Below are 26698 nucleotides of genomic sequence, written 5' to 3' on the forward strand. Positions count from 1 at the left end.
GATGAAAATCGCCCATGTTGCCCTATGGACAGAGGATATTGAGGCTCAGGTCGGCTTCTGGCAGCGCTATTTCAATGGCGTAGCAGGGGAGGAGTATGTGAGCAAAAATCGCCCAGGCTTTACCTCGCGTTTTGTTCAACTGGCGGATGGCCCCGCGCTGGAGATCATGTGCGTGCCTGGCCTGTTGCCGGGGGGGAAAGGGGAGGAACGCGTTGGCTGGGCCCATATTGCACTGTCGCTCGGAAGCGAGGCGTTGGTGGATGAACTGGCACAGCGGGCCAGCCAAGAGGGGATTTTGCAGGCGGCACCGCGCTGGACCGGTGATGGCTTTTATGAGGCCATCATTCGCGATCCAGACGGCAACGCGATCGAAATCACCGCCTGATCACGCTTCCTCCAGGGTGGCAAACTGCTGAGCCAGAAAATCTATCAGCAGCCGTACCGCTGGCAGCATGCCACGGCGTGAGGGATAGACAATGTGGATCACGCCGCCCTGAGGTTGCCAACCGGGCAACAGCTGCACCAGATCGCCCCGCAGGATCTCGTCGTGCATCATCATGGTCGGCAGTTGAACGATACCGGCCCCAGCAATCGCCGCGGTACGCAGCATCAGCATATCGTCGGTGACCAGTCTGGGCTGATGCTCCCACTGAAACGTTTGCCCCTCTGGGCCGCTGAGTTGCCATTGATGCTGCGTTCTCGCCGGGCCGAGATCGAGCGTTGGGTAGTGCTGTAACCCAGCAGGTGAATCGATAGCGCCGATGGTGCGTACCAATGCCGGGCTGGCTGCGATGCACCAGCTGCGCTGAGCCAGGATTTTCAATACCAGGTCGCTGTCTTCTAACGGCGGTGGCCTGACGCGAACCGCCAGATCCAACCCTTCACCCACCACATCGACCCGGCGGTTGGTCGCCTCCAGATGTACCGTCACCCGTGGATAATCCGCCATAAACCTGGCCACCATGCTACCGATACGCGTATGCAACATCGCCACCGGGCAAGACATGCGTACCGTGCCGCAAGGCTCCGCCCGGGTTTGTTCGATCGCCTGCTGTGCCGCTTCGGCCTCAACCAGCATCGCCTTGCAGTGCACATAATAGCTTTGCCCCAAATCGGTCACCGAGAAACGCCGGGTTGAACGCTGGATCAGGCGTACGCCGAGCCGTTCTTCCAACTGCGCCACGCGGCGGCTGAGCTTCGATTTGGGAATGCCCAGCGCACGCCCTGCCGGGGCAAATCCCTGATGGTCTACCACGCTGGCGAAGAAATACAGATCGTTCAGGTCTGTCTGCATCGGTGCCCTTATCGTTCTATTGATAGAACACTGAGTGTATATCTTGCCGACTACTGCGGCAAATCGCCTTGGACTAAACTTCTGTCATCAACGTTAGGCCGCGAGGCCTGCAACAGGAGTTTAAGATGAAAAAGATCCTTGGTGTTTATAACAGCCCGGAAGCTCACTGGGTCGGCAACGGTTTTCTGGTGAATTCCCTGTTCTCATATAACGAGCTGGGCGCAGAGATGAGCCCGTTCCTGCTGCTGGATCACGCTGCGCCAACCAAATTCCGTTCGCACAGTGGCCGACGTGGCGTGGGGCAGCATCCCCATCGCGGGTTTGAAACGGTCACCATTGTCTATCAGGGCGAAGTAGAGCATCGCGATTCCACCGGCAGCGGTGGGGTGATTGGCCCTGGCGATGTGCAGTGGATGACGGCAGCGTCAGGCATCTTGCACGAAGAGTTTCATTCCAAAGACTTTTCGCAGAAAGGGGGCACCATAGAAATGGTACAACTTTGGGTCAACCTGCCAGCCAAAGACAAAATGGCGGCGCCGGGTTACCAGACTTTGCTCAACCAGGATATTCCTGTCGTGCCTCTGGCGGATAACGCCGGGCAGGTCAGGGTGATTGCCGGGAACTACGGCGGTCATGCTGGCGCAGCGCGTACCTTCAGCCCGATCAACGTGTGGGATATGAAGCTGAACGCCGGGCATACCACCACCTTGCAGGTGGAAGAAGGGCATACGCTGGCCGTGGTTATGCTGCATGGGGCGATTCTGGTTAACGGCGAGCAGATTGTGCGGGAAACGCAAATGGTGCTGCTGGATCGCGCTGGCGACTCCATCACCCTTGAGGCAAATGGTGACGTCAGCTTGCTGGTGCTGAGTGGTGAGCCTATCGATGAGCCCATCGTCGGTTACGGCCCCTTCGTGATGAATAACGAGGCGGAGATCCAACAGGCTTTCCGTGATTTCAACAGCGGTCAGTTTGGCGCGATGCCGCTGACTACCTCAGGCAGCAATCTGTAAAATTGATGTCCCGGTACAGAAAATGCTCTCCGTGCCGGGCGTCATACTCAAATTTCCCGACCGCGAACGTTCCTGCTGCGAACAACGTATTGAAATTTACGCATCTTTACTGAGAAACCGATTGAAAATTCAGCGGGATCTCCACATATAATGGAGTGTTAATTTCACAAGGAGCGCGTATGGGGATCAGTGAAGAAGAAGCTCTCCGTCGGTTGAGTCTAGAAAAAAATGCCGTCGGCAATTCGGCGAAATGGGTGGCAATTGTTTCAGCCGCTTACTTTGCTCTGATGGCGTTTTATGGTCATCCTACCGGCGTATTGGCCATGTCCGGTGCCATTTTTGTTGTTTCAACCACTACCTGGCTGAAAAAACGTCAGAAAGTCAAAGCCTACCGCCAGGTTCTGGCGAAGATTGACAGTGACCAAACCCGCTAACGCCGTTTGCCAGGCGCAATAATTTTTTAGCGGGCTAGCATAACGGCATTAACATAACCAACTTCAACCCGCTGTGCTCCGCCGGGTAGAACGTGACCTGCTGAAAATGCCGCTCCCCCTGCTGTGGGTGGCTGAAGGTACGTTCACCACCTTCACGGGCCATCACGTCCTGCTGCTTCCACCAATGGTGAAAAGCTTCGCTGTTGTGGGTCATATTGCGCACAAAGGCGCGTATCTCTTCCGTTCCCTGATGATGGCTGGTTTCGGCACGAAATTCGGCCACCACTCGTCGAGCCCGATTTTCCCAGTCACTGACCAGCACCTTCGCCTGAGGGTGAAAAAACATGAAGTGCAGCAGGTTGGGGGTTTTTGCCTGCTTAAGCCAATCGCAGAACAGCTCCTCCGCCTGTGGGTTCCAGGCCACCATATTCCAGGTGAGATCGAGCAGATAACAGGGCACGGTTATTTGATGCACGCTTTGCAGCACGGCGGCATTAACCGTCTCCTGCGGCTGTTCTTTTTCAGGATCGGTGATATGTGCCAGGGTGAACAGGTAGTGCCGCTCGGCATGGCCCAGCCGTAACGCCGTGGCGATGCGTGCCAGCGTATAGGGGGAAATTGACACCTCGCGCCCCTGTTCTATCCAGGTATACCAAGTGGCGCTAATACCGCTGATTTGTGCCAGCTCTTCACGGCGCAAACCACTGGTGCGGCGGCGTGTTGCGGTGGGCAGGCCCAGCATTTCTGGCGTGATCCGCTCGCGGTGCGCACGCAAAAAGGCACCTAGGGCTTTCTGGCTGGATATTGCGTCTGATTCCATTAGGGTGGTACCTGTTTATACTAGGATAACTGCTCATATTGTACCCGTATAGCTGCTTGATTATAGTCATTACCAGCCATCTCGGCACCGGCGTAAGCCAGATAATAATGGGAGCAGCTATGAGCATCAGCAACAGCCATAAAAATGCGGTCGACCGCCAGTTTGGCGAACAGGCCAATGCCTACCTGACCAGTGCGGTACATGCGCAAGGGAAAGATCTGCAACGCCTGGCCAAGCAGTTGGCAGGGAGTACCGAGGCCCGCTTGCTCGATCTGGGGTGCGGGGCAGGGCACGCCAGCTTTACCGCTGCGGCCCATGTCGGGCAGGTGGTGGCGTACGATCTTTCGGCGCAGATGCTGACGGTGGTTGGCAACGCGGCGCAGGAAAAGGGATTGGAGAATATTCAGCTGCAGCAGGGCGTAGCGGAGTCGTTACCCTTTGATGATGCCAGCTTTGACGTGGTGATCAGCCGCTACTCGGCACACCATTGGCACGATGTGGGTCGGGCACTGCGTGAAGTTAAACGGGTATTGAAACCAGGCGGGCGAGCCATCTTTATGGATGTGGTCTCCCCGGGGCATCCGTTATTGGATATCTATCTGCAAACGGTCGAAGTGCTGCGGGATACTTCGCACGTGCGCAACTATGCACCAGGTGAGTGGCTGAGCATGTTGACCGAGTCTGGGTTGTTGGTGCGGGAAGTCACGACCGATCGTTTGGATCTGGAGTTCAGCAGTTGGGTGGCGCGGATGCGGACGCCTGAGCATTTTGTCACGGCGATCCGTGCGTTACAGCAGGGGGTAGCAGAAGATGTTCGCCAACACTTTGCGATTCAGGCCGACGGCACATTTACCAGTGACATCATGATGTTTGAAGCGGTGAAAGGTTAAAATTTCAGGGCAGCCGTTGTGGGCTGCCCTGAAAATCCACGCTTACTTCTTGTCTTCTAACAGGCAACGGTAGATCAAACCACCGATAACACCGCCGATCAGCGGTACCAGCCAGAATACCCACAGCTGTTGCAACGCCCAGGTACCCTGGAAGATTGCCACGGCGGTACTACGTGCCGGGTTAACTGAGGTATTGGTAACAGGAATACTGATCAGATGGATCAGCGTCAACGCCAGGCCGATGGCCAAAGGCGCAAAGCCTGCCGGTGCGCGTTTATCGGTCGCACCATGGATAACGATCAGGAAGAATGCAGTCAATACTAGTTCAATAATGATGGCGGCCTGCAAAGAATAGCCACCCGGTGAATGCTCACCGTAGCCATTAGAGGCTAAACCGCTGGCAGTTGCATCAAACTCGGCTTTTCCGCTGGCAACAAAATAAAGTACCGCGGCGGCAGCAATACCACCAATTACCTGAGCAACCACATAGGGAATAACATCTTTGGCAGGGAAACGGCCGCCTGCAAATAATCCCATTGTGACCGCTGGGTTAAAGTGCCCACCAGAAATATGGCCGACAGCGTAGGCCATGGTGACCACGGTAAGGCCGAACGCTAAAGCCACACCAGCAAAACCAATACCTAATTGAGGAAACGCTGCGGCCAGCACTGCGCTACCACAACCACCGAACACCAACCAAAAAGTACCGAAAAATTCGGCAAAAAGTCGCTTTGACATAAACTCCATCCTGCTGGGGAAAAAACTAACGGGCGTTAGCACTAAAACTATAGAGCACCTTTTTAATATTGTAGTGGCCTATAGCATAAATTTTCGCGCACACCTTCGATGACGGCCGGTATTAAAGCCCTATCTTTTTATTTTGTCTATGTGAAAGCGAGTATTTTAAGAAATTATCATATTTTTTGCTGTTTTTTTATCTTGCTTATGGGTAATTTTCCTATTTTATATAGGATTAATTCCGTGTTTTATTTTTCGCATGGGTAAATTCTTATTTTTCAATTGGTTTTTATCACTCAATAATGAAGGGCTGATTGTTTATTTCTATTTGTTATCTGCTAATTTAACCTCTGTCGTCATAAAAGTGTCACCATCGGTGGTTAGGCTCTCAGGCTGTTACTTTCCCTTACAAAGAGTTAATGCTATGAGAATCAAACCGCTTGGCGTGTTGTTGGCCTCTGTATTACCGCTGTTGTCCCATGCTGCCGATATTGGCGTTGCTCGTTACAACGTCAGCTTTCCTGATGGCGATCGCGTGGGCTATTCCGGCGCTTTTGCCAGCCAGTTTCCCAATGGGCTACCGGTAGGGATTGGTTCCGGGCTGGTATTTAATGGCCAGGAAGGGGGGGATCTACTGCTGACTACCGTGACCGATCGTGGCCCGAACGCCGATGCGCCAGCAGTCGGCAAACAGGAGGCCAAGATTTTTGCCAATCCGGCTTTTGTTCCCTTATTGATGGAAATCCGTATTGGTGGCGGTAAGGCCGTTGCCACCCAAGCCCGTCCTCTGCACGATGATAAAGGCCCTATTAGCGGCTTGCCGTTGCCTGGCAACCTGATTGGCTCAACCAATGAAGTGGCATTGACGGATACGCTCAAGCCGCTGCCGAGTGACAAACGCGGGTTGGATACCGAAGGGATCACGCCAGACGGCAAGGGAGGCTATTGGCTGAGTGATGAATATGGCCCCTTCCTGATCCATATCGATGGCCAGGGTAAGATCCTGGCGAAATATGGCCCAACGCCGTTAGCGGGTGAGCAGGCGGTTGCCAGCGGTCTGCCTAACATCATTAAATGGCGTCAACCGAACCGGGGTTTTGAAGGCGTAACCCGGTTGCCGGATGGGCGGATCCTGGCCGCGGTGCAGAGCACGCTGGATATCGATGGCAAGAGCAAAAACCAGGCGCAGTTTACCCGTTTGGTCAGCTTTGACCCTGCCAGTGGCAAAACGGCCATGTATGGTTATCCGATCGATATCACCCGTTACCAGAAAGCCAAAGATGCCAAGATTGGCGATATCGTGGCGGTCGATAATCAACACATCCTGCTGATCGAACAGGGCAGTGACAAAGACAAACAGATGATGAACAAGATCTATCTGGTTGATCTCAGCCAGGCCAGCGATCTGACGTCGTTCGACGGCCAGGGTAAGGCGTTAGAATTTGCTGATGCCAGCGAATTGGCCAAGCGCGGAGTTAAGTTGGCCCAGAAACGTGAAGTGGTCGATCTGCGTAAACTGGGTTGGCAGCAGGAAAAGGTGGAAGGATTGGCGCTGATCGATAACCGCACACTGGCGGTGATTAACGACAATGATTTTGGTTTGCAGGCCAAGCTGGTCAACGCCGAGCCTGAAGGGAAGAAGATTGGCGATTATCAGTTGGATCAGCAAGGGAAACTGAGTTTGGCAGGTAAACCGGTAAACACGACGATTGAATTGCGTCCATTGGCACAGCCAGAGTCCTTGAGTGAACTGTGGGTGTTAACCCTGCCAGAGCCATTGCGCTGAACGGGCGTAGCAAGTCGATAGAGGAATGTCTGCCGGATAATTGGGCCAGGTTTGGCCCAATTATCCGTTAAGCGGGGGCAGGGAGAAGGAAAATTGCTATAAAATAAACCGGGTTACCTCAGTTGACTAAATATAATTATTAATTTTTTCAAATAGAGCGTAAAATTTGCGCTATAAATAAAGTTATGCGCTATCAGGAAATACCCACTCTCACTTTCTCCTTATTTTGCTCACAATGATTGAGCTTCTTTACATTGGATGACGTCTGTTTTCAATGGTTAACTCATAATTAACCTCACTGAGAACGAGTTCAAATGAAAATAACGGAGTCAATCATGAAACTATTACCATGCATCGCAGCAGCACTGATCGCCACCGCTTCATTCTCCACCATGGCCGCAACCATGGGCGCCAAACAGGTTGATAGCGCTCAAGCCAGCAGCATGCAGAGCATCGGCGTGGTGTCAGTTTCCGGTATCAGCGGCTCACCGGATGACGCTATCCATGCGTTGAAACAAAAAGCGACTGAAGACGGTGCAACGCACTATCGAATCATTGGCCTGGATAATCCAGGGGATTCCAGCGCTTGGCGCGGTACTGCAGAAGTTTATCGTTAATTAAGTCACGATAAATAGTTAAGTGGTCAGTTAGCTCGGCCAATATGAATTACCCTATGAATTTCAAGCTGCAGCTAGGCGACAAACTTACTCATCCCCAGGAGCTTACGTTTAGTAAGTGACTGGGGTGTGTAAGTGCAGGTAACAACGCTGCAGCTTGAAAGGCGACGGGTATAGACGGCTGCGGATAATAATCTGTCCAATACTGTGTTGGTTGATTATTATCGCAGCCTTTTTGGTTTTTATTTTATGATGCCTGGTGACACTTGATTACCGGTCACAATCGCTTTTCCATTACCACCACTTCGTCGCCATATTGCTGGCGGCGCTCAATAGTCTGCCAGCCCCAACCGGCGTACAACGCCTCGCTGTGATCGGTGATCAGATGCAGAACGGGATGGCCGCGTTGTTGCGCCGCGCTGACGATCGCCTGCTCCAGGCGCTGGGCAATACCCTGCCGCCGATGATCTGGGTGCACGAAGACACCGGCTAACCAGGGGGAGAGATCCATGCGATGATGGTCGTCACTTGGCCACAGGCTGGCCATCCCCAGTGGGCGTTCGCCATCAATCAGCAGCAGCGTCAGGAAGTCCTCGCTGGGTTTGCTGCACAAAGCAAAGCGTTGGCGGGTACGTTCTAACGTGCCACCTCGTTGTGAACCCCATTGGCCGAATGCCCAAGCGGCACAGACATCGGCAAAGTGTGGGTAGTCTGTCAGCGTAACAATCTGTTGAGCCATATTTATCCCCCGGTGTTGAGATACCAATTTAGCCTGCAAGGCCGCCGTGTGGCGACTGCTTTTGGCTTTTTATCTGCTGAGGTTGTTCAGGGAAGAGGATGCCGTATCTTCGCTGTTGATTGAATATTTAAATGAGAGTCATTATCATATGGCGCTATTGGTGATTTCTGCCTGCGGCAAAATCTGTTTAAATAGCCGGCCGCTAACCAGGAGCCAGACATGAACCTGAAGCTACGCTTGGCACAACCGCAGGATATCCCGCAGTTGGTCGCGGTTGAACGTTCCGCCGCCCAACTGTTTCGCCAGCAGCCAGAGTTACAGTTTATTGCCGAAGGCGAGGTGATGAGCCCGCAGCAGCACGTCGATTTTATTGCTCAGCAGCGGGAGTGGGTGATGGCTAGTCCAACTGAGCAGATCGCCGGTTTTATCGCGGTTCAGCCTTTTGCGCACAGCTGGCATATCGCCGAGCTTTCGGTCGCGGCCGATTGGCAGCGGCAAGGCGTGGGCAAGCGCCTAGTCGAAGAGATTGCCGGGCTGGCCTTGCACCAAGGCATCCAACGGTTAACGCTAACGACTTTCGTACAAGTGGCATGGAATGCACCTTATTACCAGCGCCTTGGCTTTCGCACCATTCCTGTTGCACGGTTGGATGCGTATCTACAGCATCTTCTGGCGCAGGAGGTAAAGCATGGGTTTGCTGCCAATAGCCGCTGTGCTATGGAATTTACACTATCGTAAAGATTGAAATACAGATTCAGGGCGGTATGATGCAGTTACAACGCCAACGCTCGATCGACCTGCGGGCAGGTTCGCAGGCAATCTAATGCATTCAGTCACCGCAAAAGGGACAACCCGTAATGACACAAGCCATTTTTATGGTAGGAGCTCGTGGAGCAGGTAAAACCACGGTCGGCAGTGCATTGGCGCAGGCGCTGGGCTATCGGTTTATCGATACCGATCTGTTTATGCAGCAAACCACGCAAATGAACGTAGCGGAAATGGTCGCACAGGTGGGTTGGCAGGGTTTTCGTCAGCGCGAGACCCAGACCCTGCAAGCGGTGACCCAACCGTCAACCATAGTTGCCACTGGCGGCGGGGCGATCCTGGCCGAAGAGAACCGGCGTTTTATGCGCCAGCATGGCACGGTGATCTACCTGCGTGCCCCAGCCAGCGTATTGGCGCAACGGCTGGCAGAGTTTCCGGAAGAGGGGCAGCGCCCAACGCTCACTGGCCGTCCCATCGCCGAAGAAATGCTGGAAGTGCTGGCGGTACGTGAGGCTCTCTATCAGGAGGCCGCGCACCATGTTATGGATGGCACCGCTAATCCCCAGCAGGTAGTCGAGCAAATCTTGGCGGTCTTGCAAGGCGAGGCGGTGAAGTAATTTACCCAGGCCACACCTTGTGCCACGATCTCACTGACCAACCCCAACCAACTCGCTATGTGCTGTAGGGGGCGCCGCATGCTGCGCCCGCTTAACTGTATGCCGCTAAGTAAAATAAAGCCCTGGCGTTATGCCAAATCGCTGACGGAAGGCGGCAATATAGGCGCTGACGTTATCATAGCCACATTCGTTGGCGACGTTAGCAACGGGCATACCGGCCGATAGCGCCTCCAACGAACGGATCACCCTGGCTTGCTGACGCCAGCGGGAAAAACTCATGCCGGTTTCCTGCATAAAGCGTCGGCTAAGGGTGCGGGGGCTTAAGCCCGCCCATGCAGCCCATTCACTTTGTTGGCGCACATTGGCGGGATCGTTCAATAAGCCATAGGCAATCTTCAGCAACCGGGCATCTTGCGGCAGCGGTAATTGCAGCGGCTCGGCCTCCTCGCTTCGCATCTCATCAAGCAGAACCTGCACCAAACGCTGTTGCGCCATCTCAAGCGGCGCGGAAAACTGTGCAATGCGTTCAACCAGCGCCGAGCTTAAGGCGTTGGCAGCGGTCAAGCGTGGCGTTGCCGCCAGTGTATTGCAGCAGCTCTCGGGTAAATAGAGGATCCAGCCGATCACTTTGCCGCAGGCCAGTGCCTGATGAGGACAGTGGGGCGGCAGCCAGCCAAGGTTACCGGCGGTCATTGCCCACTGCCGCCCCGCGGTTTCCAACATCATCATGCCGTGGCTTAACAGATAGACCTGCCCCTGTTGATGCTGATGCCAGGGCGTCAGGTGTTTTTTAGCGTGCAACAAACGTTCGCTGTGCAGTTTCATCAGATTGGCCGATTAGCGTTATTGAATAGCTTGATACGGTTATTATGCCATTGCTGATTGCCTTTATGCTCTTCGGGCGTTATCACACCGGAGAAAACAGCATGATCCACCAAACCCTTGTCCTTACGGCTTTACAGCAAATTGTAGCTAACTCTGAACACCAGCCCGAGCTGATTGCCAATCTGTTCAGCCGCCACTATCACCAGACGGTGGATGGTCATACGCTAGATTACCCGCAGTTTATCCAGCATATGGCCTTGCTTAAACAGATCACCTGCAGCATGCAGCTTCAGATCCTCGCCATCGCCGCTGATGGGGAAAATGTCTTCACCCATCATTGGGTGAATATTGAAAAACGTGATGGCAGCCAGAGCCAGATCAGGGTGTTGGCTCATTTCACCGTGCGTGATGGCCAGATCCAGTCCTGTGTTGAATTGACGCAGTTGCTGGCCGGTGAACACCAGGATCGGGATTTGGGGTCGCGCCGATAACTGGCATTTCCGTGTGGTTGTCTATACTTAACCGCAGGTCATCACATTGGAGAGCACTATGCCGAGTAAACCTCCCTACCCGAGAACGGCGCGTATCAAGGCCGTAGACAAGGGCGAAGTGGGCAAGCAGGTTCGTTGGTATGAGCTACGGGCCGATCACCCCAAACCTGATACGCTGATCAGCGAGCACGAAACCGAACGGGAAGCGTTAGACGCCAAGCGGCGTTACGAAGATGAAAGCCTGGGCGAATAGCCAGCGGTGTAACAACAAGTGGCCGGTATAAACCGGCTTCATTTTTTCTACAGCGTGGTGCTATCCATGACCGGTTTTTCCCCGCCTTTGGGTCCATCCTCATCATTCTGTTCGAGACTTCTCGCGATTTATATCTTGCGCAATCTTTTAATAGCGGCATCCCCCGCACTGATGACTGGGTGAATATTGGTATCTTATGCTGATATTAACGCTGTAAGACGGATATAAACCAACTCACTCGAAAAATAACTTGGCGATCTGTGCAGTATTTTCAATATTAAAGCATCATTCGCTGTGATTTCACCGTGTAATAAAAATAAACTTCTTGACGATAAGAGGTGTTGGTTTTAGGTTTCTAAATATCGACTGGGAACTGAGTTCCATATAGTGGAACAAGGCAAATTATGACGACCTTGGAAAATGCTGCCGCGGTATTAAAACTGTTTTCTCAACGGCAGATAACGCATGGCCAAGGAGGAATTTCTTTTACTGATGTCGTCGAAAGGTTGAGGCTGCCAAAAAGCACCGTATCACGCCTGCTACAAACGATGGAAAGCCAGGGGCTGTTAGAGCGGGATCCGCAAAGCCGTCAGTATCATATTGGCTATCTGCTGCTTGGGGTGACCAGCCATTATCTTTCCACTCCGCTGGTGGAAAGTGCCACGGCGGCGATGATGCAGCTTAATCAGTTAACCTTCTGTACCGGCTATATATCGGTGTTGGAGGGGCGGGAGAATTGGGTGATGCGTACGCTGCCTGGCCGCCATTTCCTACAGGTGGTGACACCGGTGGGGGCCAGTTCGCCAGCGGCAGAAACCTCTGTGGGGCGCGCGATACTGGCGCGGGAAAGTGATGAGCAGGTGCGTGAGCGTTTCGCAACCGGCTACGAAGTCTCCTCGGCAAACTCTCCCAAAACGCTGGAGGCGTTGCTGCAAAAGCTGGCAACCATCCGGCAGCAGGGCTGGTCATTGGCCCGTAACGAAACGCTGCCGGGTATCAGTTCGTTAGCAACCTCGGTGAGGAATAAACACCGTAGTGAGACGGTGGGGTTATGTCTCTCTTTCCCCTCCCAGACCGAGGAGCAGCCTTATTCTCCCCAGGTGCTTGAGGCATTAATGACGGTTTCCCGGCAACTGGCAGAAAAACTCGGTGATGACTATTGGCAACAGATCAAATAGATCACCGTAAACCGGCTTGATTAGCGCGCCAACACCAGGGCATCTCGCTGATGAGTTAATGGTAGAGAGAGTCGTTCTACCATTAATGCGGCCAAGGCAGGCACTAAATAATTTATTTCACCGCGTAGAGTTTCGAATAATGGAACTCTATCGGCAATCTGTGTCCGAAATATTATTTTTGCCATTTAGCAGGGATATTCACAGGGTGGATTTATGAAACCAGATATAACGAGTAATCCATTGAAAGATATCGGTACGTTACTGGTGATGGTGCTGTTATCCGTCGTCGGGGCGATAATTGGCGTACAGTTGATCACCACCTTGGGCGTGACGCCTAATACTTCGATTATTGGTGCGCTGATCGCCATGCTGCTGGCCCGGATCCCGCTGCGCATGTTCCAACGCTATCGTTCGATACACACTCAGAATCTGGCCCAAACGGTAATTTCCTCAGCCACCTTCGGGGCGGCCAATAGCCTGCTGATGCCGATTGCCGTGCCTTATGTCATGGGACAACCGCAATTGATCCTGCCGATGTTTTGCGGCGTAGCGGCGGCGATGCTGCTAGATGCTTACCTGCTGTACCGGATGTTTGACACTAAAGTGTTCCCAGCGGCCAATGCCTGGCCCCCGGGAGTCGCGGCGGCGGAGGCTATCAAGGCCGGTGACCGTGGTGGTAAACAGGCCTGGTTACTGGTTGTCGGCGTTGTTGTGGGGATTGCAGGCTCCATGTTGAAGATCCCTATGGCGGCCTTCGGTACCGCATTTATTGGCAATATCTGGGCGTTGAGCATGTTCGGTGTTGGCCTGCTGTTGCGTGCCTATGGCCAGCCGCTGACCGGTGTCGACATCAATGCGCACTATATTCCGCATGGCGTGATGGTCGGTGCCGGGCTGGTGGCATTGATCCAGGTGGTGCAGGTGATCCGCAACAAAAATCAAAGTTCGACCTCTACCTATACCCAACCTGACAGCGAAGTACGCAAGGCCTTGGGGCTGGGGGCTGTCGGATATGTCGTGATTGCCGGGATGCTGGCTTTGGGGGGCGGGCTATACAGCGAAATGTCGCTGACCATGCTGGTGCTGTTTGTTATCTATGCCGCGTTTGCTGCCTTTGTACATGAATTGATCGTCGGCATTGCGGCGATGCATTCCGGCTGGTTTCCGGCGTTTGCGGTGGCGTTGATCACGCTGATCGTGGGGATCATGCTTGGTTTCCCTCCTCTGGCGCTGTGCATTCTGACCGGTTTTACCGCAGCGACCGGGCCGGCGTTTGCCGATATGGGGTTTGACCTGAAAGCCGGTTTTATCCTGCGGGGTTACGGTAAGGATTTACAGCAGGAACTGCTGGGGCGGCGTATTCAGCTGATTGCCGCCATGATTGCTTTTGTGATCGCCATTCCCGTGGTTTATCTCTCTTACACCAGCTATTTCCTGCAGGAGTTGATCCCACCGGTGGCCCGGGTATACGCCAAAACCATTGAGGCAGGAGCCCAGCCCGGTATTGCGTCCAGCCTGCTGATTTGGGCCATACCAGGCGCGATAGTGCAGTTTATTGGCGGGCCTAAACGCCAGCTCGGCGTGCTGCTTGCGACAGGTTTGCTGATTAATAATGCCTTGGCAGGATGGGCGGTGCTTGCCGGTATCGCGTTGCGCATTCTGATCATCAAACGCTGGGGGGATAAAGGCCGCGCGCCGATGGAGATCATGGCTGCCGGGTTTATTGCCGGTGATGCGCTATACAACTTCTTCAATTCGATCTTTTCCAGCAAGGGAAAGTAACGCCGTGCCTGCAATTGCGGGAGGCATAAACCTATCAGGCAACATTTGCGAGGGATTAACATGAGTTTGCAACAAACGCTGCAGGTCTTTGAGCTGATTGATAATGCCTATGTCAAAGGGCAGGACGTGGTCGATCTGTTTGCCCACTACCCGTCGGTCAAGGCCAGCACTCATCGTGTCAGCGGTGAGAAGGGCACCACGGATTTTGTCCGCATCGAGATCCCTGGCAGTGCAGGCAAGCAATCCGGTGGTGATGCGCCAACCTTGGGAATTATTGGCCGGTTGGGCGGCATTGGAGCTCGCCCCACGCGTATAGGATTGGTGTCAGACGGTGATGGGGCGATTGCGGCGATCGCCAGTGCGCTAAAGCTGGCAGAAATGCAGCGCAAAGGTGACGTTCTGCCTGGTGACGTGGTGATCACTACGCATATTTGCCCGAACGCACCCACTCGCCCACACGATCCGGTCGATTTTATGGATTCGCCCATCGATGACGTCACGATGAATGATAACGAAGTGGTGCCGCAAGCCGATGCCATTTTGTCGATCGATACCACCAAGGGCAATCGTATTATCAACCATAAGGGCTATGCACTATCACCGACGGTGAAACAGGGCTACATCCTGCGGGTGTCGGAAGACCTTTTGCGTATCATGGAAATGACCAGTGGCCGCCCGGCAGTGACCTTCCCGATCACCATGCAGGACATTACGCCCTATGGTAATGACGTTCATCACCTCAACAGTATCCTGCAACCCTCAACTGCTACGGCAGCGCCAGTAGTAGGTGTGGCAATCTGTACTGAGTCGGTAGTGCCGGGTTGTGGCACCGGTGCCAGCCATGAAGTGGATATCGCGCTGGCGGTGAAGTTTGCCGTGGAAGTGGCCAAAGAGTTTGGGCGTGGTACCTGCAGTTTCTACGATCCTGCTGAATATGACCGTCTGCTGGCGCTTTATGGCAGCCTGAGCCATTTTCAACAGCGGAAATAACCGTGATCTCCGCCAGATGGAATGAGCAAGAGAACGCCGAACGTTGGCCGCCGAACCCATTGTTTGATCCCGCTCATGTTTTGCCATGCGTAACGATCGCATTTCGCATCAAAAACCAGTGACAGACCCGGTTTCATCCCCCAATATGGAGATCCCTCAAAGATGATTACGCAGGTGCCAGTCTATGCTGAAAGTGAACGAGTATTTTGCCGGGAAAGTGAAGTCTATCGGTTACGATAGTAGCAGCATCGGTCGTACCAGCGTCGGGGTGATGGAAGAGGGTGAATACACCTTCGGTACCGCACAGCCGGAAGAGATGACGGTGATCACCGGGGCATTGAAAGTGCTGTTACCGGGCGCACCGGATTGGCAGGTGTTTACGCCAGGCGAGAAGTTCTTCGTGCCTGCGCAGAGTGAATTCAACGTTCAGGTTGCCGATGCGACGGCCTACCTGTGTCGTTATCTGAGTAAGTAATCAGTGTTGTTTGGCCGGGGATGAAGATTTTCCCCGGCATTCCCCAGAGGGCGCAACGTTGCGCCCCTTTTGTTTATTAGCGCTGTGCTTCGCCACCCAAGGCTTCGATGGTATTGCTGATCAAGGCCGCCAGTTCGCTGGTCATCAGAATGAAGTCGGCGTCGAAACGCTGGGCAAAATCTTCACGATCGATATCATCGTTCTGATCGCGCAGGGTATCGGCAAACTTCAGGCGCTTGAGTGAGCCGTCGTCGGCCAGCACCAGTTGAATGCGTTCCTGCCAATCTACCGCCAACTTGGTCACTAGCTTGCCCGCTTCGATATGCACGGCAATCTCGTCGCTGATCAGGTTCTGTTTCTTACAGCGGATCACCCCGCCTTCTTCCAGAATAGCTTTCAGTTCGGCCTCATCCTGAATGATAAAGCCGGCTGGCAGTTCGCCGGAGCGGACCCATTCGGTCAGCGTCAGCTCGATCGGGCTTTCCATGGTCAAAGGTACTACCGGCAGAGAACCCAGGCTCTTACGCAGCAGCGCCAGCATATCTTCGGCGCGCTTGGCGCTGGCGGCATCGACCATAATCAGATCGTTAACGGTATCGATCCACATATAGGTCTGGTTGAAGCGGCTGAAGGCGCGTGGCAGCAGGCTATGCAGCACTTCATCTTTCAGGGAGTCTTTCTCGGTTTTTTTCAGCTTGCGATGCTGTTCGCCTTCCAGCTTTTCGATCTTGGCCTGCAGCTCTTGTTTCAGTACCGGAGAGGGCAGGATCTTCTCTTCTTTACGGGCGCAAATCATGATCTGGCCGTTAACCGCGTGCGTCAGTGCGTCGCTGTGAGAGCCCATCGGGGAAACCCAGCCGGTTTTCGCCATGTCCTGGCTGCCACACGGGGTGAAGGCAAAGGCGCTGAGCTGTTTTTCCATTTCATCCGCAGTTAGCGCAACGTCGCGGCTCAAACGGTAAACCATCAAATTCTTAAACCACAGCATAATGTTATCCCAGGCTGGGCGTGCATTTGGCACGCAGATTCATCAAAAGCAGGGCGGCATAATAACGAATTGACGCTGAAAAATCGCCTCATTCCCGTTGATTTGCGTCCGCTGCCGCGTTTCATACAGCCAGATAGGGGAATTGCCATTGGTGTCACATTCGGTGAGCGTGGCGTGAGCCGGGCTATGCGCTACACTGGGCGGCAAGTTTGTTGTCGTGCTGAATTGGGGAGAGAAATTGTGCGTATTGGTATCGATCTGGGTGGCACCAAAATTGAAGTGATTGCGTTGGCTAACGATGGGGCAGAACTGTTCCGTCATCGCATTGCCACCCCTCGTCATGATTATCAGCTGACGTTGGAGGCTATCTGCGGGCTGGTGACACTGGCGGAGGAAAAAACAGGCCAGCAAGGCTCGGTGGGCGTGGGGATCCCAGGCACGTTGTCGCCCTTTACCGGCCTGGTAAAAAACGCCAACTCTACCTGGCTGAATGGCCAGCCGATGGATAAAGATCTTTCTGCCATGCTGCAGCGCGAAGTGCGGCTAGCCAACGATGCCAACTGTCTGGCGGTATCGGAAGCCACGGATGGGGCCGCTGCCGGAAAAAAAACCGTGTTTGCGGTGATCATTGGCACCGGCTGTGGGGCTGGAGTTGCGATAAACGGCCAGGTGCATGCCGGGGGCAACGGCATTTCCGGCGAGTGGGGACACAACCCGTTGCCGTGGCTAGATGAGGATGAACTGCGTTTTCGCTCCGAGGTGCCCTGTTACTGTGGTAAGCCAGGCTGTATTGAAACCTTTATCTCCGGGACCGGTTTCGCCACCGACTATGCGCGGCTGAGTGGTCAGGCGCGAAAAGGTCACGAAATTATGGCGCTGGCTGCACAACAGGATGCGGTGGCAGAGTTGGCTATTCAGCGTTACGAAATGCGGCTGGCAAAGTCTCTGGCGCACGTTATCAATCTCTTTGATCCCGATATGATTGTCCTGGGAGGCGGGATGAGCAACGTGGAACGGCTGTATCAAACGGTGCCGTCACTGGTAAAACCTTGGGTATTTGGTGGCGAGTGCGAAACGCCAATCCGTAAGGCAATTCACGGTGATTCGAGCGGTGTGCGCGGTGCCGCCTGGCTCTGGCCTCAGGTGTAACATACCTTCGTACGGGCACTGCATGCAGTGCCCGTTGTGATCCCCAGCTTCACTCCTTCGGCGTGTAATTCTTTTCGCTTTCGCTGCGTACCCGCTCGATATGGATGGTCAGAAACAGCATTTCTTCGCTGGTCAACTGGTGCTGGTAGCTCTTCTCGATGTGCTGGTTGATCTTGCCGGCACAGGCGAATGACTCGCGGTATTTCTCCTTCACCACCTGATACAGCGAATCGTCCTCGCTGTTGACGTAATTCTTACCTAACAGGCGCTGGGCAAAGAATTTCAGGTGGGTGACAAAGCGATGGTAGCTGAGCGACTCCTCGTTGTAGTCAAAACGGAAATGGTATTTGACGATATTGAGGATCTCCTGCATCACGCGGGTGATATGCAGGGTGTTGTGCATTTCGTCATTGAGCTGCGCGTTGACCAGGTGCAAGGCAATAAATCCGGCCTCGTCTTCCGGCAGCGTGGTTTCCAGACGCTGGGCGATGATGGTCAGCGCCTCAAGCCCGATGGCAAACTCGTTTGGATAGAGTTTTTTGATCTCCCACAGCAGCGCGTTCTTGATATCCAACCCTTGCGCGTGGCGTTGCAGCGCAAAATGGATATGGTCGGTCAACGTGATGTAGACAATGTTATGCAGTTTCCCCGGCAGCCGCTCGCGGGCGAGGGTGATGATTTTGTCGGCAGTGGTGACACACGCCAGCGGGATCTCCGCCAGCAGTTCTTTGTAGCGTTCGCTCATTTCGCCACTGTTGAGGGTGAACACCTTTTCGATCAGGCTTTCATCCACACTTTCCCCGGCTTTCTTTTGAAAGCCAATGCCACGCCCCATAACCACCGTTTCTTCCTGATGGTCATTCAGCGTAATCACTACGTTATTATTGAGTATTTTAGCGATTTTCATGGCTATTCCCGGCCCGCTGAAAACGAAAAAACCCGACGCCCAGGAGCGATCCCGGAGGTCAGGTTTTGCCTGTATGCACAGTGACAATCCTGTAATCATTATCATGATAACCGTTGTCGGCGCGGGCTCAATGCTTTTCAGCCTGTACTGTCGCCACGATCACACTTCTGGCCGTAGTTACCTCTTGACGTAAACCTCAGTAGCAGTCATTCGATGCGAAACTGCGCGTCCAGTCGGCTGACCCCCAGGCCATTGACCTTTTTCACCTTAATCTGCACCGGGATGCGCTCCTTCATTGCCTCAACGTGGCTGATCACGCCGATGGTTTTGCCAGTCGCGTTAAGGCTGTCCAAGGCGTCTAGCGCGGTATCCAGCGTCTCGGCATCCAGCGTGCCGAAGCCCTCATCCAGGAACAGCGAATCGATGCTGGTCTTGTGGCTGACCAGATCGGACAAGGCCAGCGCTAGCGCCAGACTCACCAGGAAGCTTTCACCACCGGAAAGGGTTCGGGTATCGCGCAGAGCATCTGCCTGCCAGGTATCTACTACCTGTAGCTCCAGCGCATCACTGGTTTTGCGCTGCAACAGATAGCGCCCGTGCAGGCGGCCAAGCTGGTTGTTGGCCAGGTACACCAGATGATCCAGGGTCAGGCCCTGAGCGAACTTGCGGAACTTGTCGCCCTCTTTGGAACCGATAAGCTGGTTGAGCAGGCTCCAGTCGTCGTACTGCTGCTGGCTTTGGGCGATCTGTTCGAACAGGGACTGTTGATTCAGGCGGCGCTCGGCATCGCTGCTCAGTTGGTTACGTACCTCGCCCTGGCGCAGCTGTAATGTTTTCAGCCGCTCTGCCAGTTCGCTGAGCGCGGTGGTGAGTTGCTCAATATTGACCTGGTTTTCATCCAGATCCGCAGGGCGTTCCAGACGGTGCTGTTCCAGAGCTTGTACGGCCTGCGCCAACAGCGTTGTGGCCCGCACCTGACGCTCCTGCAACTGCTCTTTGTGCTGCTGTAAGCGCTGGCGTACGTCGTCCTCCAGCAGCGCGGCGTTGAATGCGGCCTCATCGTCGAAGGTGCTGCTGGCCAAGGCCTGCAGCCATTGCTGCTCGGCCTGTTGCCCCCGTTCGGCTTGCTGTTGTTGCTGTTGCTGCAAACCGACCCACTGGCCAGACAGGAGATCGCGCTGCTCCTGCGCTTTGTGCAATTGCTCCGTGGCCTGCTGCAAGGCGTGCTCTGCGGCGATTTGTGCCGTGCGTAACTGCTCACGGGCTTCAGCCACCGTTCGCTTACCAAACAGCGCGATGCGTTCGTTACGCTGTGCCAGCAGCTGAGTTTCATTCGTCAGGCACTGCTGTTGCCACTGCGCCAATTGGCGTTGAGTTTCCTGCTGGTTTTTCTGCAGCAGCTCAAAGCGCTCATTCAACCGTGCCGCTTCCTGTTGCGAACTCTGCTGTTCGTTTTGCAGGGCATTCAGGGCATCCTTCGCAAGCTGCACGGCCTTGGCGAGCCGTTCGTGTTGCAACAGCAGTTGCTGACCGGCCTGTTCCTCACTATCGCAAGCCTCCAGCCAGGCGGTTAACCGGGCGCTGTCTTGCAGCGTAAAGTCGAAGGCCAAGGGCGCGCTGAGGGTTTGCCAGTTTTGCAGATAGCTTTCCTGCTGCTCGAGTTCCTGGTTCAACTGCGTTTGCAAGCGTTGCTGCTGCTCTTTCAGGCTTTCACTGCGTGCACGCAGCTCTGTTCCTTTAGTGTGCAGCTCTTCGGTTTGGGCGCGCAATTGAGCGACGCGCTGCTCCGTTTCTGACGGTTTGACAGCCTGATATTGCTCGATCGCCGGATGGTGCGTGGAGCCGCACAGCGGGCAGGGGGCATCGGTTTGCAGACGCGCCCGTTCGGCTTCCAGACTGACGATGCGTTTTTCCAGTTCGAGTGTCTTCTCAACGTCTGTCAGGTGCGCTTTTTGCTGTTTATACTGCTGGCGCACCGCATCGAGCTGGGTTTCTACTTCGGTCAGCTGTTTTTGGCGCGAAGTGAATTCGAGCCGCTGTTGCTCAAGGCGCTGCTGGTTCTGCTGGAATAGTAAGGTCAGTTTCGACAACTGCTGGCGAGCCGGGCGCAAGCCACTCAGTTCGGCCTGGCGGTGACGCAGTTTCTCCAGTGGGGATTGCGCCTCTAACGTGGCTTGCTGCTGGAGTTGGCTATCCAGCGCTGCCGTGAGTTCAAGCTGTCTGGTCTGATATTGACCCGCCAGGGTAGCCAGTTGGCCGCGTCTTTCGGTGAGTTGTTCCAGCGTGCGCCGCAGCTCATCGCTCTGCCGCTGGCTCTCTGCATGCTGTTTATGCGCTTCTGCCAGTTGGTTTTGTAACTGAGCAATCTGATGATCGAGCGGCAACACCTTGTCATCCATCAGCGTCTGCTGCTGTTGCTGATGTTCCGCCTGGGCCTGTCTGGCCTTTTGCGCCTGCTCCAACTGCTGTTGTAACGGGGTCAGTTCGGCCAATTGACGCTCTTGCTGCTGAGCCAACTGTTCGATCTGTTGCTGTAACGCCAAACGATCCTGCTGACAACGATTACGCTCATTGAGCAACGGGCGCAGTTTCTCGGCGGGCTCACTGCGAGCTAATTGCTGCAACTGCGGTTCGGCCAGTTGATACTCCTGCTGCACGCCAGACAGCTGTTGCTGATAATCCTGAGTCTGTTGCTGGATGGCGTGCCAGCGTTGCAGCCAGCTCAACTGATGTTGTTGCCGCTGTGATTGTTGGCTGAGAAGTTGCTCTTCAGCGCCGAGCTCGTTGAGCTGGTTTTCCAACGCCTGGCGCTGCTCATCATTAAGCAGTTCAATCCCACTGGCACGGTGGTGCAAAGCGTCCAGATCGCTTTTCGCCTGTTTGTGCTGTTCGAATACCTGTGCCGATAGCCGTCCATAAATCTCGGTGCCGGTCAGTTCTTCCAACAGTTCGGCACGTTCGTTGGCCTTGGCGTTCAGGAAGGCGGCGAACTGGCCCTGCGACAGCATCATCGATTTGGTGAAGCGGCCAAAATCCAGCCCGGTGATCGCGGCAATCAGCTCTTTTTTATCGGAAATTTTATCCGCCAGGATTTTGCCGTCTGCCCGCAGTGCCAGCTCCACCTTGGGTGCCTGCAGGTTGCCGTCCGGATCGTTTTTCGCCCGGCGTTGGCTCCAGAAGGCGCGATAGCCGATGCCTTTGACCTCAAACTCCACTTCGGCCAGCGATTCGGCGGTGTGGCGGGTCATCAATTCATTCTGGCTGGCACTGACTTCCAGGCGTGGTGTCTGGTGATAGAGGGCCAGGCAGATGGCGTCCAGCAGGGTGGTTTTACCCGCTCCGGTGGGGCCGGTAATGGCAAACAGGCCGTTGCTGGCGAAGGGTTCCGCCGTGAAGTCGATTTTCCACTCGCCCTGTAGCGAGTTCAGGTTTTTCAGCCTTAGGCTCAGGATCTTCATGCTGATGGCTCCTCATGGTGATGCAAGGTTTCTACCACCTGCTGGAACATCTGCCGCATCTGTTGTTGGCGCGGTTCGGCCATCTCGGCTTCCAACGCCAACCGGCGCTCGAAGACTTCGCCCACGCTTAATTCATTCAAGGTTTCTTTATCCTGCTGAGCAATGGTCTGGCTACGTTGCTCTTTACTGCGTCGCAGCAGCACCACTTCAACCGGTAAATCTTCCGCCAACTGTTGGATGCGGCGCTGAATATCGCTGAGGTAATCCTGGGTGGCCACTTCGATATCCAGCCAAACCGGAAGTTCGCCCTGATAATCGGCAAACTGCTGTAATTGGGCCTCGATTTGCTGCAAATCACCTTTGATCAGCTGCATGGGCTGGAAGGTGGGGATCTCCAGTGGCGTGATCTGTTGCAATGCTCCGTCGGCAAAATCGACCATAAACACGCTTTTGGCTTTGCCTAACTCGTCAAAGCTCAGTGGGATTGGCGAGCCGCTGTAACGGATATGCTCGGATTTGGCGACGTTCTGCGCACGATGGATATGCCCCAACGCAATGTAATCGGCAGGAGGGAACGCTTGAGCCGGGAAAGCGTCCAGCGTGCCGATATAGATATCCCGCACCGAATCCGAGGTGGTGACGCCCACGGTGGTTAAATGGCCAGTGGCGACGATCGGCAGTGGCAAACCCAACGCATCGCGGCGCGCACAAGCTGCCTGATACAGGTTTTGGTAATGTTCGGCGATGGCTTCTTGCAGGGCCTGCTGCTTTTGGTTGCCAGACTCACCGGCGCGGCTGGTGAGCAGATCTCGTGGGCGCAGGAACGGAATGGCGCAGAGCACCGCACCAGGTTGGCCATCAAGCTGGTTGAGCACCACAATTTGCTGCTCAAGCTCGCTTTGCGCGTTGGCAATCACGGTGGTGTTCAGGCAGGAAAGCAGCTCACGCGATTCATTCAGCGTGGCTACGGAGTCGTGGTTGCCGCCCAGCACCACCAGCTGGCAGCCGGTGCGTTGCAGCTCCACCACAAAGCGGTTGTACAGCTCGCGTGCGTAGCTTGGCGGAGAGCCGGTATCGAACAAATCGCCTGCGACGATCAGCGCGTCCACCCGCTGCTGTTCCACCTGTTCGATCAGCCAACCTAAAAAGGCCTGATGCTCGGCGGCGCGGCTTTTGGTGAAAAAGTACTGGCCCAAATGCCAGTCGGAGGTATGGATCAGGCGCATAAAACTCCCAGGGCGACAACATAATGGCGACGATTATAAAGGGGGGGATCTCTCCTGTCGTGGCTCAATCAAGTAGAGAGCCGAATGATTTTTGTTTGCCGTCAGAAATAATCGCTATGCTTACTGCGTTCGAACGGGCTATTTTTTCATAAAAGTGTCACAAAACTGACGCATAATGGCGACCGCAATCAACTGAGATCGCTAACACATTGGCAGGATTGACGATGGCAAGACGCATACTGGTGGTGGAAGACGAAGCGCCGATCCGTGAGATGGTGTGCTTTGTGTTGGAACAGAATGGTTACCAACCGTTGGAAGCCGAGGATTATGACAGTGCCGTCACGCGCCTGTCTGAGCCGTTCCCTGATTTGGTGTTACTGGACTGGATGTTACCGGGAGGTTCCGGCATTCAGTTTATCAAGCATATGAAGCGTGAGGCGATGACCCGGGATATCCCGGTAATGATGCTGACCGCGCGCGGTGAAGAAGAAGATCGGGTACGTGGCCTGGAAGTTGGGGCGGATGATTACATCACCAAACCTTTCTCCCCCAAGGAGCTGGTGGCACGTATCAAGGCGGTAATGCGCCGTATTTCACCAATGGCAGTAGAAGAAGTGATTGAAATGCAGGGGCTAAGCCTGGATCCTTCCTCACACCGGGTGATGGCCAATGAGCAGGCGCTGGAGATGGGGCCGACCGAGTTCAAGCTGCTGCACTTCTTTATGACTCATCCGGAGCGTGTTTATAGCCGCGAACAGTTGCTTAATCACGTCTGGGGCACTAACGTTTATGTGGAAGACCGCACCGTTGATGTGCATATCCGCCGGCTGCGTAAGGCGCTGGAGACCAGTGGTCATGACAAGATGGTTCAAACCGTTCGCGGCACCGGTTATCGGTTCTCAACGCGCTACTGATCGCACTGCGCTGGAGAGGTTACCGTGCTAGAACGTTTATCGTGGAAGAGGCTGGCGCTGGAGCTGGCCCTTTTTTGCCTGCCCGCCTTATTGCTGGGGCTGATTTTCGGTTATCTGCCCTGGCTGCTGTTGGTTTCGGTGCTGGCTGCGCTGGCCTGGAACTTCTATAACCAACTCAAACTTTCCCACTGGCTGTGGGTGGACCGCAGCATGACGCCGCCGCCGGGCCGCTGGAGCTGGGAGCCGTTGTTCTATGGCCTGTACCAGATGCAGCAGCGTAACCGTCGCCGCCGCCGTGAGCTGGCGCTGTTGATCAAACGCTTCCGTAGTGGGGCCGAATCCTTACCGGATGCGGTGGTGATGACCACCGTTGAGGGCAATATCTTCTGGTGTAACGGCCTGGCACAGCATCTGCTGGGCTTTCGCTGGCCGGAAGATAACGGCCAACACATTCTCAACCTGCTGCGCTATCCGGAATTCAGTCATTATCTGCAACAGCAAGAATTTACCCGGCCGCTGACGCTACAGCTGAATAACGAGCACTTTGTCGAATTCCGTATCATGCCGTACTCCGAAGGCCAATTGCTAATGGTGGCCCGTGATGTGACCCAGATGCGTCAACTGGAGGGGGCCAGACGCAACTTCTTTGCCAACGTCAGTCATGAGCTGCGTACGCCGCTAACGGTGCTGCAAGGCTATCTGGAGATGATGAGCGATGAAGAGCTGGATGGTTCGCTGCGTGGCAAAGCCTTGGGCACCATGCAAGAGCAGACCAAACGCATGGATGGGTTGGTAAAGCAGTTGCTCACGCTTTCCAGGATAGAGGCCGCGCCAAACGTGGATATGAACGAGAAGGTTGATATTCCGTTAATGCTGCGGGTATTGCAGCGTGAGGCGCAGTCGCTCAGCAGTGGTAATCACCAGATCAATTTCCGGGTGAATGAAAATCTGCAGGTGTTCGGTAATGAGGATCAGCTGCGCAGCGCGGTTTCCAATCTGGTGTACAACGCTGTCAACCATACTCCGGCGGGTACCAACATCGAAGTGAGCTGGCAGCAGACGCCGCACGGGGCTCAGTTCCAGGTCAGCGATAACGGGCCGGGCATCGGTGCCGAGCATATCCCACGCCTGACCGAGCGTTTCTATCGCGTGGATAAAGCACGTTCGCGCCAGACCGGCGGCAGTGGGCTCGGGTTGGCGATCGTGAAGCATGCGCTCAGCCATCATGATTCACGGCTGGAGATCCTCAGCGAGCCAGGCATCGGCACCCGTTTTATCTTTACCTTGCCTAACCGGTTGATTGTTCCCGCGTCTTTAGCAGAGAATGCGGTGAAAAATTAACAGGTAGCCCGCCATGAATCGATTTACCCAAGCTTTGCTGCTTTGCCTGCTGCTGTCGGTTGGCCGCGGGGCCGTGGCTGCTCCGGACGGCATGCTTTCCGGTAACCTGTCTAGCGTAGGTTCCGACACCTTGGCCAACCTGATGGCGCTGTGGGGGCAGGATTTCAGCCGACACTATCCCAACGTGAACCTGCAACTGCAGGCTGCCGGTTCCTCGACGGCACCCACCGCATTGGCGGCAGGAGCGGCGCAGCTTGGGCCAATGAGCAGGCCAATGAAGGCGGCGGAGGTGTCGGCATTTGAGCACCGCTATGGCTATGCTCCGCTGGCGGTGCCGGTCGCGGTTGATGCGCTGGTGGTGCTGGTGCATCAGGACAATCCGTTACGTGGGTTGAATCTGCAACAGCTGGATCAAATCTTTTCCGCTACCCGCCGCTGCGGGGAAAACACGCCGATTAATCGCTGGGGAGAGCTGGGGCTGCAGGGCGGCTGGCAGCAGCGTGCCTTGCAACGTTTTGGCCGCAACTCCGCCTCGGGTACCTATGGGTATTTCAAGCTGCGTGCGTTATGCGGTGGTGATTTTATGGCGCGGGTGAATGAACTGCCGGGGTCGGCCTCGGTGGTGCAGGCGGTGGCCGGATCGTTAAACGGCATTGGCTATGCCAGCATTGGTTTTCGTGCCAGCGGGGTGCGGCTGTTGCCCCTGGCAGAAACGGGTGACCGTTATATTGAACCTAGCGAAACCAACGTGCGTAACGGTAGCTATCCGTTGGCGCGCTATCTGTATATCTACATCAACAAAGCTCCCAACCAGCCGCTGGAGCCCCTGACGGCGGCATTCCTCGACCGTGTACTGTCTGCGCAGGGACAGGATCTGGTAAATCACGACGGCTATCTGCCGTTGCCGCCAGATACGCTGCGCAAAACCCGCGCTCTATTGGGGTTGGAGTAGTCCGGCCAACTTGAATTTAATTCAACACCAATGAAAATTTCTCCATTGCCGGGTGA

At 54.8% G+C, this 26698-nt stretch carries 27 protein-coding genes; 18 read left to right on the plus strand and 9 right to left on the minus strand.

The annotated features are described in order from the left end of the window. The first annotated feature begins 1 nt into the window (after position 1). Positions 2-385: a VOC family protein gene (locus KGP26_RS06065; RefSeq protein WP_021805534.1), complete on the plus strand. Its 384-nt coding sequence runs from the start codon at positions 2-4 to the stop codon at positions 383-385. Here the strand turns inward: KGP26_RS06065 and KGP26_RS06070 are convergent, their stop codons facing one another. Then, entirely contained in the window at positions 386-1294 is a 909-nt protein-coding gene (locus tag KGP26_RS06070) for a LysR family transcriptional regulator (RefSeq protein WP_094983233.1), read from the minus strand. Between the two features lie 125 nt (positions 1295-1419). Between KGP26_RS06070 and KGP26_RS06075 the strand changes: the two genes are divergently transcribed. Continuing rightward, positions 1420-2307 (plus strand): pirin family protein, encoded by an 888-nt coding sequence (locus KGP26_RS06075; protein WP_223500956.1) that lies wholly within the window; start codon positions 1420-1422, stop codon positions 2305-2307. A gap of 179 nt (positions 2308-2486) precedes the next feature. Beyond that, positions 2487-2741, plus strand: a complete 255-nt coding sequence (locus KGP26_RS06080; protein ID WP_021805531.1) for a hypothetical protein — start codon at positions 2487-2489, stop codon at positions 2739-2741. A gap of 34 nt (positions 2742-2775) precedes the next feature. Here KGP26_RS06080 and KGP26_RS06085 read toward each other — a convergent pair whose 3' ends face one another. Continuing rightward, positions 2776-3561 carry a helix-turn-helix transcriptional regulator gene (locus KGP26_RS06085; RefSeq protein WP_094983235.1) on the minus strand — a complete coding sequence of 262 codons (786 nt, stop codon included), beginning with the start codon at positions 3559-3561 and terminating at the stop codon, positions 2776-2778. A gap of 119 nt (positions 3562-3680) precedes the next feature. Between KGP26_RS06085 and KGP26_RS06090 the strand changes: the two genes are divergently transcribed. Beyond that, a complete protein-coding gene (locus KGP26_RS06090) occupies positions 3681-4451 on the plus strand; it encodes a class I SAM-dependent methyltransferase (RefSeq protein ID WP_223665154.1) in 771 nt (256 codons plus the stop codon). A 42-nt stretch (positions 4452-4493) separates the two neighbouring features. Here the strand turns inward: KGP26_RS06090 and aqpZ are convergent, their stop codons facing one another. Beyond that, positions 4494-5189: an aquaporin Z gene (gene aqpZ, locus KGP26_RS06095; RefSeq protein WP_021805529.1), complete on the minus strand. Its 696-nt coding sequence runs from the start codon at positions 5187-5189 to the stop codon at positions 4494-4496. Positions 5190-5613: 424 nt separating this feature from the next. Here aqpZ and KGP26_RS06100 point away from each other — a divergent pair, with 424 nt between their 5' ends. Both KGP26_RS06100 and KGP26_RS06105 read left to right on the plus strand, forming a co-directional pair. Next, positions 5614-6975, plus strand: a complete 1362-nt coding sequence (locus KGP26_RS06100) for an esterase-like activity of phytase family protein (protein ID WP_021805528.1) — start codon at positions 5614-5616, stop codon at positions 6973-6975. 335 nt (positions 6976-7310) lie between these two features. After that, on the plus strand, positions 7311-7592 hold the full coding sequence (locus tag KGP26_RS06105; RefSeq protein WP_021805527.1) for a DUF1471 domain-containing protein: 282 nt from the start codon (positions 7311-7313) through the stop codon (positions 7590-7592). A gap of 277 nt (positions 7593-7869) precedes the next feature. On the opposite strand, the gene KGP26_RS06110 is transcribed toward KGP26_RS06105, so the two are convergent. Continuing rightward, positions 7870-8331 (minus strand): GNAT family N-acetyltransferase, encoded by a 462-nt coding sequence (locus KGP26_RS06110; protein WP_021180230.1) that lies wholly within the window; start codon positions 8329-8331, stop codon positions 7870-7872. A 219-nt stretch (positions 8332-8550) separates the two neighbouring features. Here KGP26_RS06110 and KGP26_RS06115 point away from each other — a divergent pair, with 219 nt between their 5' ends. Both KGP26_RS06115 and aroL read left to right on the plus strand, forming a co-directional pair. Beyond that, a complete protein-coding gene (locus KGP26_RS06115) occupies positions 8551-9069 on the plus strand; it encodes a GNAT family N-acetyltransferase (protein ID WP_021805525.1) in 519 nt (172 codons plus the stop codon). 119 nt (positions 9070-9188) lie between these two features. Beyond that, complete coding sequence (aroL, locus tag KGP26_RS06120; RefSeq protein WP_021805524.1) at positions 9189-9713, plus strand: shikimate kinase AroL; 525 nt, start codon at positions 9189-9191, stop codon at positions 9711-9713. A 105-nt stretch (positions 9714-9818) separates the two neighbouring features. On the opposite strand, the gene KGP26_RS06125 is transcribed toward aroL, so the two are convergent. Continuing rightward, a complete protein-coding gene (locus tag KGP26_RS06125; protein WP_179250792.1) occupies positions 9819-10541 on the minus strand; it encodes an AraC family transcriptional regulator in 723 nt (240 codons plus the stop codon). A gap of 98 nt (positions 10542-10639) precedes the next feature. Between KGP26_RS06125 and KGP26_RS06130 the strand changes: the two genes are divergently transcribed. The 6 genes from KGP26_RS06130 (at position 10640) to ppnP (ending at position 15707) form a co-directional block, all read left to right on the plus strand. Next, the gene (locus KGP26_RS06130; RefSeq protein ID WP_223665155.1) at positions 10640-11029 is read left to right on the plus strand and encodes a nuclear transport factor 2 family protein; all 390 of its coding nucleotides are present in this window, start codon (positions 10640-10642) and stop codon (positions 11027-11029) included. A gap of 58 nt (positions 11030-11087) precedes the next feature. Continuing rightward, entirely contained in the window at positions 11088-11282 is a 195-nt protein-coding gene (locus tag KGP26_RS06135; protein ID WP_021180227.1) for a YaiA family protein, read from the plus strand. Positions 11283-11686: 404 nt separating this feature from the next. Next, positions 11687-12460, plus strand: a complete 774-nt coding sequence (locus KGP26_RS06140) for an IclR family transcriptional regulator (RefSeq protein ID WP_223665156.1) — start codon at positions 11687-11689, stop codon at positions 12458-12460. Positions 12461-12673: 213 nt separating this feature from the next. Next, the gene (locus KGP26_RS06145) at positions 12674-14242 is read left to right on the plus strand and encodes an OPT/YSL family transporter (RefSeq protein ID WP_021805522.1); all 1569 of its coding nucleotides are present in this window, start codon (positions 12674-12676) and stop codon (positions 14240-14242) included. A gap of 60 nt (positions 14243-14302) precedes the next feature. Then, positions 14303-15232, plus strand: a complete 930-nt coding sequence (locus tag KGP26_RS06150) for a DUF1177 domain-containing protein (RefSeq protein ID WP_021805521.1) — start codon at positions 14303-14305, stop codon at positions 15230-15232. 184 nt (positions 15233-15416) lie between these two features. Further along, complete coding sequence (ppnP, locus tag KGP26_RS06155) at positions 15417-15707, plus strand: pyrimidine/purine nucleoside phosphorylase (RefSeq protein WP_021180225.1); 291 nt, start codon at positions 15417-15419, stop codon at positions 15705-15707. Between the two features lie 76 nt (positions 15708-15783). On the opposite strand, the gene rdgC is transcribed toward ppnP, so the two are convergent. Then, positions 15784-16695 carry a recombination-associated protein RdgC gene (gene rdgC, locus KGP26_RS06160; protein ID WP_021805520.1) on the minus strand — a complete coding sequence of 304 codons (912 nt, stop codon included), beginning with the start codon at positions 16693-16695 and terminating at the stop codon, positions 15784-15786. Positions 16696-16935: 240 nt separating this feature from the next. On the opposite strand from rdgC, the gene mak reads away from it, so the two are divergent. After that, a complete protein-coding gene (gene mak, locus KGP26_RS06165) occupies positions 16936-17844 on the plus strand; it encodes a fructokinase (RefSeq protein ID WP_037375267.1) in 909 nt (302 codons plus the stop codon). A 49-nt stretch (positions 17845-17893) separates the two neighbouring features. Here mak and licT read toward each other — a convergent pair whose 3' ends face one another. The 3 genes from licT to sbcD all read right to left on the minus strand — a co-directional run bounded on the left by licT (position 17894) and on the right by sbcD (position 23435). Beyond that, positions 17894-18751, minus strand: a complete 858-nt coding sequence (licT, locus tag KGP26_RS06170; protein ID WP_021805518.1) for a BglG family transcription antiterminator LicT — start codon at positions 18749-18751, stop codon at positions 17894-17896. 206 nt (positions 18752-18957) lie between these two features. Further along, positions 18958-22209 carry an exonuclease subunit SbcC gene (sbcC, locus tag KGP26_RS06175; RefSeq protein WP_223665157.1) on the minus strand — a complete coding sequence of 1084 codons (3252 nt, stop codon included), beginning with the start codon at positions 22207-22209 and terminating at the stop codon, positions 18958-18960. Then, on the minus strand, positions 22206-23435 hold the full coding sequence (gene sbcD / locus KGP26_RS06180) for an exonuclease subunit SbcD (RefSeq protein WP_223665158.1): 1230 nt from the start codon (positions 23433-23435) through the stop codon (positions 22206-22208). Before sbcD ends, sbcC begins: the two co-directional genes overlap by 4 nt. A gap of 224 nt (positions 23436-23659) precedes the next feature. Here sbcD and phoB point away from each other — a divergent pair, with 224 nt between their 5' ends. Genes phoB through KGP26_RS06195 form a run of 3 tightly spaced genes read left to right on the plus strand, consistent with a single transcriptional unit; the run spans position 23660 to position 26642 of the window. Next, a complete protein-coding gene (phoB, locus tag KGP26_RS06185; protein ID WP_021180214.1) occupies positions 23660-24349 on the plus strand; it encodes a phosphate response regulator transcription factor PhoB in 690 nt (229 codons plus the stop codon). A gap of 24 nt (positions 24350-24373) precedes the next feature. After that, on the plus strand, positions 24374-25690 hold the full coding sequence (gene phoR / locus KGP26_RS06190) for a phosphate regulon sensor histidine kinase PhoR (RefSeq protein ID WP_223537590.1): 1317 nt from the start codon (positions 24374-24376) through the stop codon (positions 25688-25690). Positions 25691-25703: 13 nt separating this feature from the next. Continuing rightward, a complete protein-coding gene (locus tag KGP26_RS06195; RefSeq protein WP_218519784.1) occupies positions 25704-26642 on the plus strand; it encodes a PstS family phosphate ABC transporter substrate-binding protein in 939 nt (312 codons plus the stop codon). Positions 26643-26698 lie beyond the last annotated feature (56 nt).

Source organism: Serratia sp. JSRIV002, from assembly GCF_019968725.1.
Classification (GTDB): domain Bacteria; phylum Pseudomonadota; class Gammaproteobacteria; order Enterobacterales; family Enterobacteriaceae; genus Chania; species Chania fonticola_B.

Coding starts and splice junctions, on each gene's coding strand:
- KGP26_RS06080 (WP_021805531.1), top strand. CDS start 2,487: ATGGGGATCAGTGAAGAAGAAGCTCTCCGTCGGTTGAGTCTAGAAAAA.
- aroL (WP_021805524.1), top strand. CDS start 9,189: ATGACACAAGCCATTTTTATGGTAGGAGCTCGTGGAGCAGGTAAAACC.
- sbcD (WP_223665158.1), bottom strand. CDS start 23,435: ATGCGCCTGATCCATACCTCCGACTGGCATTTGGGCCAGTACTTTTTC.
- KGP26_RS06115 (WP_021805525.1), top strand. CDS start 8,551: ATGAACCTGAAGCTACGCTTGGCACAACCGCAGGATATCCCGCAGTTG.
- KGP26_RS06195 (WP_218519784.1), top strand. CDS start 25,704: ATGAATCGATTTACCCAAGCTTTGCTGCTTTGCCTGCTGCTGTCGGTT.
- KGP26_RS06110 (WP_021180230.1), bottom strand. CDS start 8,331: ATGGCTCAACAGATTGTTACGCTGACAGACTACCCACACTTTGCCGAT.
- KGP26_RS06105 (WP_021805527.1), top strand. CDS start 7,311: ATGAAACTATTACCATGCATCGCAGCAGCACTGATCGCCACCGCTTCA.
- KGP26_RS06130 (WP_223665155.1), top strand. CDS start 10,640: ATGATCCACCAAACCCTTGTCCTTACGGCTTTACAGCAAATTGTAGCT.
- KGP26_RS06070 (WP_094983233.1), bottom strand. CDS start 1,294: ATGCAGACAGACCTGAACGATCTGTATTTCTTCGCCAGCGTGGTAGAC.
- KGP26_RS06140 (WP_223665156.1), top strand. CDS start 11,687: ATGACGACCTTGGAAAATGCTGCCGCGGTATTAAAACTGTTTTCTCAA.
- licT (WP_021805518.1), bottom strand. CDS start 18,751: ATGAAAATCGCTAAAATACTCAATAATAACGTAGTGATTACGCTGAAT.
- KGP26_RS06150 (WP_021805521.1), top strand. CDS start 14,303: ATGAGTTTGCAACAAACGCTGCAGGTCTTTGAGCTGATTGATAATGCC.
- sbcC (WP_223665157.1), bottom strand. CDS start 22,209: ATGAAGATCCTGAGCCTAAGGCTGAAAAACCTGAACTCGCTACAGGGC.
- aqpZ (WP_021805529.1), bottom strand. CDS start 5,189: ATGTCAAAGCGACTTTTTGCCGAATTTTTCGGTACTTTTTGGTTGGTG.
- ppnP (WP_021180225.1), top strand. CDS start 15,417: ATGCTGAAAGTGAACGAGTATTTTGCCGGGAAAGTGAAGTCTATCGGT.
- KGP26_RS06090 (WP_223665154.1), top strand. CDS start 3,681: ATGAGCATCAGCAACAGCCATAAAAATGCGGTCGACCGCCAGTTTGGC.
- KGP26_RS06145 (WP_021805522.1), top strand. CDS start 12,674: ATGAAACCAGATATAACGAGTAATCCATTGAAAGATATCGGTACGTTA.
- phoB (WP_021180214.1), top strand. CDS start 23,660: ATGGCAAGACGCATACTGGTGGTGGAAGACGAAGCGCCGATCCGTGAG.
- KGP26_RS06075 (WP_223500956.1), top strand. CDS start 1,420: ATGAAAAAGATCCTTGGTGTTTATAACAGCCCGGAAGCTCACTGGGTC.
- KGP26_RS06065 (WP_021805534.1), top strand. CDS start 2: ATGAAAATCGCCCATGTTGCCCTATGGACAGAGGATATTGAGGCTCAG.
- KGP26_RS06085 (WP_094983235.1), bottom strand. CDS start 3,561: ATGGAATCAGACGCAATATCCAGCCAGAAAGCCCTAGGTGCCTTTTTG.
- KGP26_RS06100 (WP_021805528.1), top strand. CDS start 5,614: ATGAGAATCAAACCGCTTGGCGTGTTGTTGGCCTCTGTATTACCGCTG.
- KGP26_RS06135 (WP_021180227.1), top strand. CDS start 11,088: ATGCCGAGTAAACCTCCCTACCCGAGAACGGCGCGTATCAAGGCCGTA.
- rdgC (WP_021805520.1), bottom strand. CDS start 16,695: ATGCTGTGGTTTAAGAATTTGATGGTTTACCGTTTGAGCCGCGACGTT.